15 protein-coding genes and 3 pseudogenes are annotated in these 14,635 nt (G+C 47.4%); 12 read left to right on the top strand and 6 right to left on the bottom strand.

Annotation, left to right across the window (positions count from 1 at the left end; translation table 11 throughout):
* Window positions 1-40: 40 nt before the first annotated feature.
* Window positions 41-244 (top strand): hypothetical protein, encoded by a 204-nt coding sequence (locus tag FYJ45_RS29455; protein ID WP_195841683.1) that lies wholly within the window; start codon window positions 41-43, stop codon window positions 242-244.
* Window positions 205-1,407: an ATP-binding protein gene (locus FYJ45_RS31695; protein WP_154463856.1), complete on the top strand. Its 1,203-nt coding sequence runs from the start codon at window positions 205-207 to the stop codon at window positions 1,405-1,407. The genes FYJ45_RS29455 and FYJ45_RS31695 overlap by 40 nt, the downstream gene beginning before the upstream one ends.
* Window positions 1,408-1,536: 129 nt before the next feature.
* On the opposite strand, the gene FYJ45_RS05835 is transcribed toward FYJ45_RS31695, so the two are convergent.
* Complete coding sequence (locus FYJ45_RS05835) at window positions 1,537-1,944, bottom strand: ATP-binding protein (protein WP_154463855.1); 408 nt, start codon at window positions 1,942-1,944, stop codon at window positions 1,537-1,539.
* 55 nt (window positions 1,945-1,999) lie between these two features.
* Here FYJ45_RS05835 and FYJ45_RS33070 point away from each other — a divergent pair.
* A pseudogene (locus FYJ45_RS33070) lies at window positions 2,000-2,158 on the top strand (LytTR family transcriptional regulator DNA-binding domain-containing protein); the annotation flags it as partial.
* A gap of 151 nt (window positions 2,159-2,309) precedes the next feature.
* On the opposite strand, the gene FYJ45_RS30385 reads toward FYJ45_RS33070, so the two are convergent.
* Together FYJ45_RS30385 and FYJ45_RS32570 are read right to left on the bottom strand one after the other, a co-directional pair.
* Window positions 2,310-2,492 (bottom strand): GNAT family N-acetyltransferase, encoded by a 183-nt coding sequence (locus FYJ45_RS30385; protein ID WP_235930611.1) that lies wholly within the window; start codon window positions 2,490-2,492, stop codon window positions 2,310-2,312.
* Between the two features lie 56 nt (window positions 2,493-2,548).
* Window positions 2,549-2,665, bottom strand: a pseudogene (locus tag FYJ45_RS32570) (hypothetical protein); the annotation flags it as partial.
* Window positions 2,666-2,889: 224 nt separating this feature from the next.
* Here FYJ45_RS32570 and FYJ45_RS05820 point away from each other — a divergent pair.
* Window positions 2,890-3,210, top strand: a pseudogene (locus FYJ45_RS05820) (sensor histidine kinase); the annotation flags it as partial.
* Between the two features lie 113 nt (window positions 3,211-3,323).
* Here FYJ45_RS05820 and FYJ45_RS05815 read toward each other — a convergent pair.
* Complete coding sequence (locus FYJ45_RS05815) at window positions 3,324-3,692, bottom strand: helix-turn-helix domain-containing protein (protein ID WP_154463852.1); 369 nt, start codon at window positions 3,690-3,692, stop codon at window positions 3,324-3,326.
* A 355-nt stretch (window positions 3,693-4,047) separates the two neighbouring features.
* On the opposite strand from FYJ45_RS05815, the gene FYJ45_RS05810 reads away from it, so the two are divergent.
* From FYJ45_RS05810 to FYJ45_RS05790, 5 genes are all read left to right on the top strand, one after another.
* Window positions 4,048-4,323, top strand: a complete 276-nt coding sequence (locus FYJ45_RS05810) for an XRE family transcriptional regulator (RefSeq protein WP_154463851.1) — start codon at window positions 4,048-4,050, stop codon at window positions 4,321-4,323.
* A gap of 161 nt (window positions 4,324-4,484) precedes the next feature.
* Window positions 4,485-6,182, top strand: a complete 1,698-nt coding sequence (locus FYJ45_RS05805) for a type 2 periplasmic-binding domain-containing protein (protein ID WP_154463850.1) — start codon at window positions 4,485-4,487, stop codon at window positions 6,180-6,182.
* Window positions 6,183-6,278: 96 nt separating this feature from the next.
* The gene (locus FYJ45_RS05800) at window positions 6,279-7,235 is read left to right on the top strand and encodes an ABC transporter permease (RefSeq protein ID WP_154463849.1); all 957 of its coding nucleotides are present in this window, start codon (window positions 6,279-6,281) and stop codon (window positions 7,233-7,235) included.
* Window positions 7,236-7,253: 18 nt separating this feature from the next.
* The gene (locus FYJ45_RS05795; RefSeq protein ID WP_021634733.1) at window positions 7,254-8,159 is read left to right on the top strand and encodes a carbohydrate ABC transporter permease; all 906 of its coding nucleotides are present in this window, start codon (window positions 7,254-7,256) and stop codon (window positions 8,157-8,159) included.
* Window positions 8,160-8,252: 93 nt separating this feature from the next.
* Window positions 8,253-8,447, top strand: a complete 195-nt coding sequence (locus tag FYJ45_RS05790) for a hypothetical protein (RefSeq protein ID WP_154463848.1) — start codon at window positions 8,253-8,255, stop codon at window positions 8,445-8,447.
* Window positions 8,448-8,490: 43 nt separating this feature from the next.
* On the opposite strand, the gene FYJ45_RS05785 is transcribed toward FYJ45_RS05790, so the two are convergent.
* Window positions 8,491-9,630, bottom strand: a complete 1,140-nt coding sequence (locus tag FYJ45_RS05785) for an ATP-binding protein (RefSeq protein WP_330588549.1) — start codon at window positions 9,628-9,630, stop codon at window positions 8,491-8,493.
* 394 nt (window positions 9,631-10,024) lie between these two features.
* On the opposite strand from FYJ45_RS05785, the gene FYJ45_RS05780 reads away from it, so the two are divergent.
* The 3 genes from FYJ45_RS05780 to FYJ45_RS05770 are packed head-to-tail and all read left to right on the top strand — an operon-like array spanning window position 10,025 to window position 13,277.
* Window positions 10,025-11,470 carry an extracellular solute-binding protein gene (locus FYJ45_RS05780; protein ID WP_154463847.1) on the top strand — a complete coding sequence of 482 codons (1,446 nt, stop codon included), beginning with the start codon at window positions 10,025-10,027 and terminating at the stop codon, window positions 11,468-11,470.
* Between the two features lie 27 nt (window positions 11,471-11,497).
* The gene (locus FYJ45_RS05775) at window positions 11,498-12,412 is read left to right on the top strand and encodes a carbohydrate ABC transporter permease (RefSeq protein ID WP_276890674.1); all 915 of its coding nucleotides are present in this window, start codon (window positions 11,498-11,500) and stop codon (window positions 12,410-12,412) included.
* A 1-nt stretch (window position 12,413) separates the two neighbouring features.
* Window positions 12,414-13,277: a carbohydrate ABC transporter permease gene (locus FYJ45_RS05770; protein ID WP_195841681.1), complete on the top strand. Its 864-nt coding sequence runs from the start codon at window positions 12,414-12,416 to the stop codon at window positions 13,275-13,277.
* A gap of 50 nt (window positions 13,278-13,327) precedes the next feature.
* Here the strand turns inward: FYJ45_RS05770 and FYJ45_RS05765 are convergent, their stop codons facing one another.
* Window positions 13,328-14,425 carry a helix-turn-helix domain-containing protein gene (locus tag FYJ45_RS05765; protein ID WP_154463846.1) on the bottom strand — a complete coding sequence of 366 codons (1,098 nt, stop codon included), beginning with the start codon at window positions 14,423-14,425 and terminating at the stop codon, window positions 13,328-13,330.
* Between the last annotated feature and the right edge of the window lie 210 nt (window positions 14,426-14,635).

Below are 14,635 nucleotides of genomic sequence, written 5' to 3'. Positions count from 1 at the left end.
AATGAGGGGCTAGGGGAGTTGAGGTGCCGAAGGCACTTTCTTGCATTATTTCAGCATCACTGGTATCCCTCTGCCGCGCAGCGTTTACTATTTATTTCCTGTGCTGGAGGTTGTTCTTTTGCTGGCGGTTATCAGTCTGGTTTCCCGAAAAAGCTTCAGTAAAAAAATCTATATTGCAGTCACCTTTCAGGCAGTTTTCGGCCTGTGCGAGGTGCTGCGCAGCTATGGGGAGTTTTTTTTTTAGAACGGCTGGGCGGCTACCTGGGAATCGCCTCGAATGTGGAGTTGTTTCCTTTATATTCTTATATGGCGGACCCGGCGGACGCTTACCCCTATGCATCACTGAACATCAGGATTTACCTCGACTGGGAGGCCTGCCTGATGCTTGTCCTGTCCTGTGCGGTAATGATTCTTTCGGTCAGGAAACTGGCGCGGGGAGGGCATCGGAATATGGAGGAAATCCCCCGCAGCGAGCTGTATTTTCTTTTGACGCCGTCCTTTGCCGGAATTGTCTATTCCGTATTTACCGAAGTGGCACGGCTGCTTCTGAAAAACTCTGTCTTTGTCAATTGGGCCACCTGGGACAGCCCGGCGCAGAGCATGACCCTGTATTTTATGATACCGTTCCTTGCCGCCGCTTTCCTTATGTGTATCCTGTACGCCTATATCATATACCAAAAGCTTATCACCTATATGGAGGAAAAGCAGAGGGCGGTTATCCTGGAAAACCAGGTGGAGCAGATGCAGGGGCATATCCGGGAGATCGAGCGGCTTTATACCGGCATCCGATCCATGCGGCATGATATGCAGAATTATCTCTTTGATATCAAGAGCCTTCTGGCGGCCCGGGGAATTGACGTGGAGGAAAAAGGCAGCGAGCTGGCCGGTTATTTTGCCGGAATCGGCACTTCACTGGACGCGTTGAACTATTCCATACATACGGGGCATCCCGTAACCGATGTGGTGCTCAACGGAAAGGCCGGCCGGGCAAAAGAGCGGGGCATCCGGTTTAACAGTGAATTCCGTTTCCCGGCAGACTACGGCATTGACGCCTTTGATCTGAGCATTATCCTGAATAACAGCCTGGATAATGCGCTGGAGGCCTGTGAAATTCTGCTGGGGCAGAAGCCGGAGGCCGGAACATATATAGAGGTGAAATCCTGCTGTAAAGGCAATATGTTCCTGCTGGAAATGGAAAACAGCTGCGACGGTGTCCTGTTGGAAGCTGAGAGCGCAGTAGCCCCGCTTACCCGTAAAAAAGACGCCGCCCGGCATGGGCTTGGATTCCAGAATATTCTGCGCTGTTCGGAAAAATATTTCGCAAGCGCAAAATATTCCTGCAGCGGGCAGACGTTTCATCTTACCGTTATGCTGCAAAAGGCCGAAAACAATCCTGCTGCCGGTTAATTTCCGGGGGGCAGGATTGCGTTCGGTTGGTTTGCGGCACAGGGGTGCTGTCTGATAATATTCGGGAGCAGGATTGCATTCGGCTAATCTCCTGCGCAGGACTGCTTCCGGCCGGTCACCGGCATGCAGTCAGACTGTATCCGGCAGGTCCCCTTCCTGTTCCTTGCTTTCCAGCTCAATTGCCGCGTGATGGATTTTGGCGATATCAGCGCAGATGGAGAGACCGAGCCCCACGCCGTTATTTTTCCGGCTCCTTACCTTATCCACCATATAAAAGGTTTCAAATACTTTAGACCGTTCTTCCATTACGGACAGCAGAAAAAGATTGAAAAAGTAACGGTATTGCCGGCTGCGTTCCTTCACAAAAACCGTAATATCCATAAAAACGGTATTCATGTACGGGCGGCCCTGAAAGGAAAACTTACTGGTCAGGCGAAGGAAGCTTTTTTCTCCGTATTTTAAGACCTTGAACTGTGGAGCATAGGTCGCATCCTGCATATCCATCACAGGAAGTTCCGGCTCCAGATTGCTGTACACGGGTCTGGCATCCTGCGCATACTCCGTAATGTGGTAACAGACACCCGCTTTTTTCTGCTGCCACAGGGGATACCTGGTAAATCTGGATAAAATCAGGAGCTACGACAGAGAATCAATTAAGCTTACCAATGGCAGCAGCCTGATTTTATCCAAAACGAGATATCCGCAATTTGTAGATGCTTACATGCATTATCTGCAGTTGGACGAAGGTTAACTGATCACCGCCGTTTCATCCGCAGCAATTGTACATGAACGGCATTATTTTATTGCAGGCTTTTTGATTTGTATGGCATTTAACGGTAAGTTTAACTTTCTCGGGCGCAAAACTGCTTTTATCAGCGCTTAATTTTCCTGAGGAATCTGGCTTATATAAGGCTGTATTCCTCCCGGAGAACCGCGTAATAGATGTCGTCAAAAAATGCGCCGTCCTGATAAATTGCCTTTACAAACCGGCCTTCCCGGCGCATTTCCAGCTTTTCCATGACGCGCCAGGAGCCTGTATTGGTTTCCAGGACGCTGGCACAGATACGGTTGATGTCCAGGGGCAAAAGGCGTAGTCACAAAGCTGCTTTGCGGCGCAGGTGGCGATTCCCTGCCCCCAGTACTGCTTTCCGAGCCAGTAACCAAGTTCCACAGACTTCTGTCCGCGCCATGGGAGATAGAAGTAGACGATGCCTGCCGTTATCCTTTGTCCTGCATCATGAAATAAGCGCGGCCGCATATGGCAGCCCAACGGCTTTCCGGTTCCCGTTTCTTTATATGGCGCTGTATTTTCTGCTGCTTATGGCAATTCAGTTCCTGTTGTCTTTGTGGAGCATCAGGAAACAGGGAAAACAGTCCCTGATAGAACAGTTGCGGAAGCTTGATTAGCTTTGGCGGGGCGCTTCGCCATTTTTGTGGTGAAAATTGTTGAGATATTATCAATAGAGTGCTAAGATGATGATGGCGGTTGGCAATGTTGTTAAAAATGCCTTTGACCATACGGACAAAGGGGCCGAAATCCGGATTGAATGGTGTGAATTTGCCTCCATTGTCCAGATTGTCGTAAGAGACAATGGCAAAGGTATCCATCCGGAAGACCTGCCCCATATTTTCAAACGGTTTTACCGGAGCCGTTTTTCCAAGGATACCCAGGGAATCGGGCTGGGGCTGCCTCTGGCAAAGGCAATTACGGAAGCGCACAGCGGGACCATCGAGGTTGACAGTGAGCTGGGGGCAGGCACAACCTTTACCATGAATTTCCTTTGTAACTGCCCGGTTGGCTGAAGGGGCTGATTTTTCCCAATCACTCACCTGTGCTTCGTCTGTTTTACGGGAATTACAGGCCGGTCAATAAAAAAAGTATATAAATGCAGGGAAAATACATTTACATACTTTTCTTAATTGTCCGGTGATTTGCTGTATTTGGGGATCAGCGTTAAATTTTCCAGCTGCCGCGCGGCTTCCTTCTTCCCTTTGACGTTCAGCTTCCTGAAATAACGGAGCATGCGTTCCTCATCCCCGGGCATATCTGGCGGGGAAGCTGCCATTGATTCCCAACCCAGCAGATAGGGAGGGGAGCACTGCAGTATTTCTGCAAGCAGGGCGAGCTTATCATAAGGTATGTTTTTGATTTCACCGCTTTCATATCTTTGGGCGGTGGGCTGTGAAATATCCAGGGCTTCGGCTATCTCAGTCAGGGTTATATTTAACAGCGTCCTCCGCTCCTTCATGCGCGTGCGGAAGGTTTCATATGGATTGGGATTCATGAATTATCACCTGTTTGAAAATTATTTCTGATACAAAGTAAATATATCATAAAATTGCGTTCTAAGCAACGAATGTCCAAAATCGGAAAGGGAGGATCCGGAAATAAAAGTAACAGTTCGGACAGGTCTGTACATTTGCCGTACAGATCGCTTGAATGCACAGAAAAAGCAGGCCTCCGGCCTGTCGTACAACGTTTTTGGATGCCTGCCGCCTGTGACGGTACAGCTGTCTGGACGGTTAAATAGAACGAAAAAATGGCTGGCAGGAAATGATAAGACTAATTGACAATATATGGTAGATTATGTTACTATGAATATACGTAATATGTATATTTTATTCTAAGGATAAATACGCATGAAGTATAGAGTGGATTTAAAATCACTAAAAAAGGAGATTGAACGGAAGGGCTTTCAATCCGTAGAAGAGCTTTCTGAAAAGAGCAGGATCAACGAAAGAGAGCTCATGCTTGTATTGGATGGGAAAAATCTGCCTGCGATGGACGTTATGGTGGGGCTTGCCTTCGCCCTGGAGCTTACTCCGGAAAAGGCGAATGAAATTTTTTTTAACAGGATTATACGTAATACGTATAAAAAAGAGAGACATTTCGGGGACGGGAAGAAGGGGTTCTGAAAGGGCACGGCGCCTGGCAGACGGGGATACGAAAAACCAATGGCCGTATAGCCGGGCGGCAGTCTGAGGGGATTTAACAGGACAGGCAGGAAAAATGGAAATATCCGGAATTTTGCCATTCTGTTGAATTAATAAAACAAACTGAACAAGGAGAGGGTTACATGAAAAGAGGAAAAATCACATCAATCCTGGCATTAGGAATGTCGGCGGTTATGCTGCTGTCTCTGGCAGGCTGCGGAAGCGGCGCGGAGGAAGCAGCAAACGCGCCGCAGACGGAAACGGCGGCGAAGCCTGCTGAGGATGGGGAAGGAGAGGCGCCTGCTGCGGAGGCGGGAAGCATTTCCTATCCGTTAAACAGCGATATTAAGGTTCTTTGGTATGCGCAGGATAATATACTGCCTCATGAGAAGTTCAAGGATGCATCGGAATCACCGTTCCATATCGGGCTGGCTGAGAAGCTGGGAGTGTCAATCGACTGGCTGTTCCCTACCACCGGCTCCGATGGGGCGACTTTTACAACCACCCTGCTGGCAGATCCTGCTAACCTGCCGGATATTATGGGTGTTTACTGGATGAACAATGCCAACCAGTACATAGAGGACGAAATCATATGGGATTTGACAGATTATATCAGGCAGTATGCGCCGGATTATTATGCATGGCTGCAAAGCAACCCTGCCTATGACAGGGCAATGAAGACGGACGACGGCCGGTATTATGCCTTTGGCTTCTTCCGGGAGGATGGCGGCTGGAACGACAGCTACCAGGGACCCGTAGTGCGAAAGGACTGGCTGGATGAATGCGGCCTGAAAATACCGGAAACTATTTCCGAGTTTGAAAATGTAATCCGCGTATTCAATGAAAAATACGGCGCTACCTTTAATTCCTCATTTTCAGTCAGATATAAGGCGGGGGGCGTTGCAGGCGCGTTTGGCGCATATGGGAACGTGGATGCCGGGAACGGCTGGTATGTGAAGGACGGTAAGGTCGGCCTCGGCCAGGCGCAGCCGGAGTGGCGTGATTATGTGAGCTGGCAGAACAAGCTGTGGAAAGACGGCCTGATCGATCAGGATATCATGACGGAGGACGACACAACTATCAAGGATAAGATTCACAATGATAAATGCGGCATCTCAATCACCTCCATGGGCCAGATGAATATCTGGAATAAGGAGCGTGAGGCGGATGGCAAGGAAGCGGTATGGATCGGCATTCCTTATCCCAAGTCGGATAACGGTGAGATCTCTTCCATATTCGGCGGCCCCGGTATTGGCACGCAGACGACTGTCATTACCAAATCGGCGGACGAGGAGATGATGAAGCTTTGCCTTCAGATACTGAACTATGCATACACGGAGGAAGGTTCCCTGTACTGGAATTACGGCACACAGGACGTATCCTGGGAGTATGACGACCAGGGTGTTCCGGCCTTTACAAACCTTGTGACGGATGATAAGGATACCGATCCGATGACAAAATATAATGGCCTTACCTGGGGCGCTCCCGGGATCCAGGCAACCAACCTGCTGTATTTAAAGAACAGTGAAGCAGCGATTGAAGCCAATAACACATGGTTTTACGTATATCCGGATGATGAAGAAAAGAATCGGGCTGTCACCAGCGGATGGAAATGGCCGATAGGCGTTACCTTTACCACCGAAGAGGCAGACGAACTGGACGAGATAGCACAGAATATCCCCACCTTTGTGGAAGAAAGCTTTGCCGAATTCTTCGCAGGCTCCAAGGACATCAATGATGATGCCGTATGGGAAAAATATCTGTCAGATCTGGAAACCTATAATTTGTCCCGCGTACTTGAAATCCGTCAGGCCTGCTATGACCGGTACAAAGAGCGTTAACAATAAGCGGTAAAAAAGCTTGGAAGCAACCGGCAGCAGCGAAAGGCGTATGTCCTTCGCTGCTGTCCGGCTATAAACGCCGAAAGGAGAACAGATATGAAGGCAGATGCTGCAAAGGGCGGCGCCGGTACTCTCAAAAAAAGGCTGACCAGGGACTGGAACATGAACAAATGGAAATATGTGATGATCATCCCGGTTCTTGTTTATCTGGCGCTGTTTTGCTATAAACCGATGTATGGCCTGATCATTGCTTTTAAGGACTACAAAATCACAAGGGGGATCCAAGGCTCATCCTGGGCAAATCCCTGGTACAAATGGTTTGTCAATTTCGTCACGGATCCTTATTTCCCGCGTGTTATCAAGAATACATTCCTGCTCAGCGGGCTGACGATCATCTTCAGCTTCCCCGCGCCGATCCTTCTGGCGCTTCTCATAAATGAAGTGCGCAACCGGACGTTTAAGAAGACGGTGCAGACAATTACATACATGCCTTATTTTATTTCCATGGTTGTCCTGTGTGCCATGGTAAAAATCTTCTGTATGCAGGACGGGCTTTTCGGGCAGATAGCGGGCTATTTCGGAGGAGCGGCGGAGAACTATCTGGTGAACCCGTCCTACTTCAGGATCATCTATGTGGTGTCGGATATCTGGCAGAAAATAGGCTGGGATTCCATTATTTACCTGGCGGCGCTGTCCGCAATAGATCAGGAGCAGTATGAGGCGGCGCGCGTGGATGGGGCCAACCGGTTCAAGCAGATGCTGCATATCACGCTGCCCGGCCTGCTCCCCACCATTATGATCCTTTTTATCCTGCGGATGGGCAATATTCTGAACGTAGGCTATGAAAAAATCCTGCTGCTGTACAATGCGTCTACCTATGATGTGGCGGATGTGATTTCCACATATACTTACCGTTTGTCATTTCCCACCAGCGGTACGCCTATGTATTCCAAATCAACCGCCATCGGGCTGTTCAATACGCTGGTCAATGTGGTTTTTCTGCTGATAACGAATGCAATCAGCAAGAAATCCACGGAATCCAGCCTGTTCTGACAGGGAGGAAACAACGACATGAAGAAAAGCTATTCTCAACGACAGAAGCGTATAGAATCCCGCGGAGACAGGATTTTTTCAGGGGTAAACGCAGCTATTCTGATACTGCTGTGTATTGTGACGCTGTATCCCATCTGGTATGTCCTGTGCGCTTCCTTTACATCCAATACGTACCTGGTGTCCCATCCGGGGATGATACTCTGGCCGCATGAGTTCACGCTGGGGGCGTATAAGCTGGCGCTGACGCATCCCCTGTTGCTGTCAGGATATAAAAATATCCTGATCGTGCTGTGCGTATCCCTGCCGATTAATATACTTCTCACACTGTTTACCGGATATTTTATGGCGTCAAAGAAAATGATGTTCAAGCCGGTAATCCAGTTTTTAATTTTGTTTACCATGTTTTTTTCGGGAGGCATGATCCCGTCCTATCTGAATATACGCAGCCTCGGATTGTACAATTCCCTTTTTGCGCTGATCCTGCCCGGAGCGGTGAGCGTTTATAATTCGATCATATGCAAAACGGCAATCGAGGCCATGCCGGATTCCCTGATGGAATCGGCGTATATTGACGGGGCAAACGATCTCACTATCCTGTTCCGCATCGTCGCGCCGCTGATCAAGCCTACCATGGCGGTGCTGCTGCTGTACTATGGCGTGGGCCACTGGAACTCCTGGTTTAATGCTTCTATTTATCTGCAGGATAACAACAAGCTTCCGATCCAGAATATCATGAGGGCTATATTGATTGCCAACTCCAATGTCCTCAATTCGGCCGCGGCGGAAAACGATCAGGTGAACCAGTTTGCGGAAGCGATTAAATACGCCACCATCATACTGACAACTGTACCGGTGCTGTGTATTTACCCGTTTGTGCAGAAGTATTTCGTGAAGGGTGTTATGATTGGGGCGGTCAAGGGGTAATCCCGGAGGGAATATACGGCTTTCCTGTAATAATTTAATGAATGAAAAAAGACTGTCGCTTTAACGATTAGAATCGTAAGGCGGCAGCTTTATTTGCGTGGAAAGGTGTATTTCGTTTTTTCTGTTTGCCTGGGTAAACAGTATCCGGTGGTCGTGATGTCGGTTCAGAATATCCATCACCGCATGGGAAGCGATGCCCCGGCGGCGGTACATAGAACAATTATATTGGAAAGAATCAGGTTCCGGACAGGTGAAATCCAGACGAATCAGCCGATTTGGGAAGGATAATAAGTTTTTCTGCATACCTTGACCCTGGACCGCCCCGGAGTTCTTACCGTGCTGCCGGGGATGAATTCCGCGGCGCAGGCGGAACAGCTGCTGCAGTTTTTTTGAGGCCTTTATCTTCTGAGGCCAGAAGATAAGTTACCTGAATATACAGCTTCTGATCCTGTTTTTCGCAGATAAAATCAACTTCCCTTTCCGCAGATTTACCTACGGTGACGGTATATTCCCGACGCAGCAGTTCCATGAAAACAATATTTTCAAGAATCAGGTTGATATCCCGCATATTGCCTCCGAACACGGCTTCACGGATACCATGGTCTGCAATATAGTATTTTTCGTTTGTCGTAAGTATCTGTTTGCCCTGTAAATCCTGTCGTTTTACCCGATAGAACAGGTAAGCGTCCAAACAGTACCTGATATAGTTGAGCACGGTTTCAGAGGATACGGTACGGCCTTCACTTTTAAAAAACTTTGTGATGGAGGTTGCAGAAAAAGAAGTCCCCACATTTGCCGTGATGTAAGCGATAATCCGTTCCAGCAGATCCACATCACGTACATTATTACGCTTCACGATATCCTTTAAAACAACAGAATCGTAGAGCGCCTCCAGATATTGGCGGCATGGCTCCCGGGCATAGCGAAGATTGGCAAGGTAGGGCATGCCGCCGGCAGTAAGATATTCGTGAAAGGCCTGCGCCGGATTGGCAGCAGGAAATACGGAGGTGTAAAGCTCCCGGAATTCCCCGAAAGAAAAAGGATAGATGATGAATTCAATATATCTGCCAGCAAGATAGGTAGCCAGTTCCCCGGAAAGAAGTTTAGCATTAGAACCGGTGATGTAAATATCACAATCCAATTCCACACGGAAGGAATTGATGCATCTTTCCCAGTTCACTACCTCCTGGATTTCATCAAAGAAAAGATAAACCTTTCCATTAATTTCCGTTGTTTGCTGAATAATTTCCCGATATAATGCTTCCGCCGTGCAAAGATGTGCGTTTTTCATTGCTTCAAAATTAAATGTAATGAACTGCGCGTCGCTTATGCCGGATGCAATCAGTTCTTCCTTAATCAAATCCAACATAACTGATTTACCGCTTCCACGGATACCAGTAAGAACTTTAATCGGATCATTTCCGATAAAGGGGCGGATTCGGCGCATGTATTGTTCACGCTTAATCATCATGGTCACCTCTCTCAAATCTTGTTAACATCATCATATTCCACTTATAGCAGAAAAACAATATAAAATTAATATTTGCTCGATATATAGAGCGAATGTAAAGCACGACATGGTTTGCTCGACATAATCAATAATAAAAGTGAATTAATTCTTTTCCGGTTTTCGGAAGTTATCTTCCCGATCCATTTATGACCGTTTTGCACATATAGCTAAAAGAGAAAGTGAAAATAACAGAAAAATAGTAAAAATGCTTGAAATTTTACGGGGGGGGGTATAATTGCTTTATTAAAAACGCCGAAAATAAAAATGTTTGTGCGTTTTGTATTCCGTGTGTTCAGATTCTGCTTGGAACCAATACGGGATCATTTTATTACTTTCATAAGGAGGACACTAAAGTATGAAGAGAAAGGTTTTATCTATCATTCTTGCGGCGGCATTAACGGGAACCATGTTGGCAGGATGCGGTTCTTCAGCAAAACAGGAGACGCCGGCAGTTGCGTCAGATACCGGGGCGCCGGTTTCAGAGCAGCCGGCGGAGAGCAGCGCAACACAGACAGGAACCTCAGGAAAACAGACGGACGGCAAGAATGTACCGGAACTGACTTCGGAGCCGCTGACGATTACCTTATGGGATATTTCCACGGAGGATCCCGGAAAGACGACGATGGAAGAGGCAGTGCAGAGATTTATGGCGGATTATCCCAATATCACCATAAATCAGGTGCATCAGCAGAATGATAATTACAAGCAGCAGCTGGTGGTTGCAATGAGTTCCAAGCAGGCCCCCGATATGTATATTCATTGGGGCGGCGGTCCTATGGCCGAGTATTATAAATCCGGCTTTGTAAATGATATGACGGAGATGTTCAATACCTATGATCATCCGGATTTTATTGATGCAGCGGTTGCACAATCTACCTATGACGGCAAGGTTCTGGCCATTCCCTTCGGCGGCCTGTCAGGATGCGATATCTTCTATAATAAAACTATTTTCGCGGAGGTTGGAGTTGAGGTCCCTGAAACCATTGATGATCTGGAGGCAGTATGCGACAAATTAATCGAAGCGGGCTATGTGCCATTTGCATTGGCTAATGGTTCCAAATGGACAGGTTCCATGTACTATATGTATCTGGTAGCGCGTCATTCAGGAAATGAGGAATTCGATGCGGCATATACGCAGGAAGGCTCCTTTACTTCAGATGCATTTATATGGGCCGGGAACAAAATTCAGGATTGGGTAAAGAAGGGATATTTCCCGGATGGCGTAAACTCACTTTCCACGGACGATGGACAGGATAAGGCGTTACTGTATGACAATACCTGTGCGATGATGCTGCACGGTTCCTGGCAGGTATCCGGCATCAGGGCGGATAATCAGGAATGGTACGACGAGAATATCGGTGTTTTCCGTTTCCCGGAGGATTCTGAAGCAGCGGCAAAGGGCGTTCCCCAGGATGTGGAAATCGGCACGGCAATCGGAAACGGCTTTTCTTTTAACTGCTGGAATGCGGACGGTTCTGTTGACCAGACCAAGTTGGATGCCTGCTATGTGCTGGCAACACAGTATTTCAACGATGATGCCTATAACCAGAGACGGCTTGACAATGGGACGATTCCTTCCATTAAAGGCTTTGAAAACACCATAGATGATGCAAATATGAAGGTGGTTGCGGATATATTTTTCAACGCATCCAATGTGCAGCTGTGGTATGACCAGTATTTGCCCGCATCGGTTACCGAGGTTCATAAGAACTGTATGACGGAGCTGTTCGGCCTTCAGAAAACACCGGAGGAAATCGGACAGGAGCAGGATGCTGCAATGAAAGCATCACTGGCTGAATAGGCTTGGGAAAGCCGGAAAGGAGATAATGTGGATCAAAGTAAGAAGGTAGGCAGTCTGGCCAAAACGAGGGAAAAAAGCACTGCAATAGCGGCTGTGGTATTTCTCCTTCCTGCATTGATTTTAATTGTTGTTTATATGATTTATCCGGTGATTGATACCTTCGCAATCAGCGCATACAGCTGGAACGGGATATCTGCGGACAGGATTTATGTTGGGCTGCAGAACTGGAAAACGCTGCTGGCGGACAGATCCTTCTGGTCGGCCTTTGGCCATAATGTGGTTGTCATGGTTTTTTCCATCCTGCTTCAGATTCCGTTGGGAATGCTGCTTGCCACCTTTCTGGATGCGGGCGGCAAAAAATTTAATATTTTTAAAACCATATGGTTTCTGCCGTATCTGATGAGCTCCGTGGCAATTGCCTTTTTGTTCACCTATGCCCTGGCCACCAACGGAGGTATTTTTTCCTCCTTGGGAACACTGTTTAAGGGAAGCAAGGTGACCGTGGATCTGTTGGGAAGAAATCCACATGCGCTGTTTTCTGTAATCGGTGTTATGGCATGGCAGTTTACGCCCTTTTATATGGTTTATTTTATTGCCGGCTACGGGAATATTGATACTTCGATTTATGAGGCGGCGGTAATTGACGGCGCGACGAGAGGACAATATCTGCGGACGATTGCGATTCCTTTGCTGGGACCGATATTTAAAACCGCATGTACGATGTCCCTGATAGGATCCCTTAAATATTTCGATATGATTTGGAATATGACCGGCGGCGGGCCGGCCGGAGGAACCGAGCTGATGGCAACCTATATGTATAAGCTGTCCTTCCAGCAGTTCAACATGGGCTACGGCTCCTGTGTCGCGGCAGGGATGTTTCTCCTGATTACTGCGATTGCGCTGCTGTTCCAGAAGATCTTTGTGGTAAAGGAGGACTATTGAAATGGTTAAGCAAAAAGAGATTGATTACAGAAGAGAAAAGCTGAAATCCCGGATTGCCTGGGGAATTGCCATATTTTTCGCCTGCGTCTGGCTGGTTGTCACGCTGGTTCCGTTCATATTCATGATTATGAACTCCTTCCGAAAACAGTTCGATATGCTTGCCCAAGGGGTGTTCCATCTTCCTGATCCATGGTATTTCCAGAATTATGTGGAGGTTATGACGCATGGCTTTTTCGGTTATTTTTTCCGGAGCGTGATAGTTGTTGCCGTTTCCCTGATATCAATGCTGATTATTTCAGCGTTTGCGGCATATCCGCTTTCCCGGATGAAGTTCAGGTTCCGGGGCATTATCTATGCCGGGATTGTAGCCATGATGTCGGTTCCCATGCATGTGACATTGATCCCTATTTTTAAAATGACGACGAATATGGGGCTGTATGACAGCCTGCAGTCGTTGATTGGGCCATACGTCACCTTTGCGCTCCCCATGTCAGTATTTATCCTTACGGCATTCATGACAACGATTCCGAAGGAAATAGAAGAATCCGCAGAAATAGACGGCTGCAATAAATTCAGGAACTTTTTCTCGATTATACTGCCCCTTTCCAAATCCGGGCTGTCCACGCTGGCTATTTACAACGGGGTATCCATGTGGAATGAGTTTGCATTTGCCAATACGCTGCTGCAGACAGCTTCCAACAAAACGCTTCCCCTGGCTCTTGGACAGTTTAAAGGGGAGCATTCCCTGGATATCCCGATCATTCTTTCCGTGCTGGTATTGTCCGTGCTGCCCATGATTATCCTTTTTATTATTTTCCAGGATAAGCTGGTCAAAGGAATGATGGCGGGGGCGGTGAAAGGATAGATAATGAAGAGATTTACCGGGGCTTCTGAAAGAAGCCTCGTTTCTTCCAATTAGAAGGCGTCCGGCTCCAGCGCCCGGTATTCCGCGGGCGTCATGCCATAGCGTTCAATGAACAGCCTGTTGAAATGGCTCCTGTTCGTATAACCCAGCTCTTCACAGATTTCGCCCACTCTTTTGTCCGTGTTTTTCAAAAGCTCCGCCGCCTCCTTCAGCAGAAAGGCGCGGCTGTAATCCGACAGGGTCTGGCCGGTATACTTTTTTATTACCCGGTTGATATAGTCGCTGTTATAGTTTAGTTCCTTTTCCAGTTCCCTGCGGCTGATCCTGCCCTTTCTGTTCTGCAGCAGCCAGGATACCTGGTAGAAGAGCCTTTCTTCCTTGGAAATCCTGGTCTGATGGGTCTGGATCAGGTAATTTCCCTCGTCTCCCAGCATGGCGATGAAACGGCAGAAATATCCTCTCACCATATAATTTCTGCCGGAACGGCTTTCGCTCAATTCCAGTACGATGGCATTGATCAGCCTGTAAAAATCATCGGGGTCAAAGCTCTTTTTCCTTCTGAAGTCGATATACTCCTTTGCACTGTAAAAGGAAAGCTTCTGGTTTTCCGCAAAAAGATGGTGGAAAAAAGTATGATTGGTACAGCTTCTTCCTTCCTCATCATAAAGCAGATCCTGTTCCAGCACGGATTTGATATATTCCTCCTGAAACATGAAAAGAATGATTTCAAATTCGCTGTCATGCAGCTCCTTGTGGCGTATATTTTTATTGCACAGACAGCACTCACCCGCATGGTAGGTTACAGTTTCATTTTCAATCTGCAGATGAAGCTCGCCCTCCAGTACGATGGTCAGTTCATAAAAATCGTGGGAATGGAGAGTACGGGTTCCGGCAAGATCCAGCCTGCTTGTGGAGGAGAAAAAATAATTCTTATTGCTTTCCGTAAACTCCAGGGAATTCAGCTCGCCGCGTTTATGGTCGGTTGACTCATGTATGATCATATAGGGCATTCCGATTTCCACAAATTCCGAGGTATAGCTGCCCAGGTTATGAAAGGTAAGAAAGGTTTTGGGGATCCCCAATTTTTTCAGAAAGCCCTCCTGAGATAATTTTCCGCCTGTATCTCTGAATGGTTTGATTTTTTTCATTATATTCCCCTTCCGGCTTCCAAAGGTAGTGTCAAGTTTCACTACCGTTTTTTATTGTTAAACCTTGATTTTATGGGAGTTTGCAATAAAAAGAGCATTGACCTCCCTTTTATGGTATAATGTCACTCGCCAAAACAACCTTATACGAAAGGAGCCAATGCTCATGGACATTATACTTTATTTACTTACCTTCGTTCAATACCAACAGCG

The sequence above is a fragment of the Eisenbergiella porci genome (genome assembly GCF_009696275.1).
GTDB classification, from domain to species: domain Bacteria; phylum Bacillota; class Clostridia; order Lachnospirales; family Lachnospiraceae; genus Eisenbergiella; species Eisenbergiella porci.
This window is presented reverse-complemented; position numbering and strand designations above follow the sequence as displayed.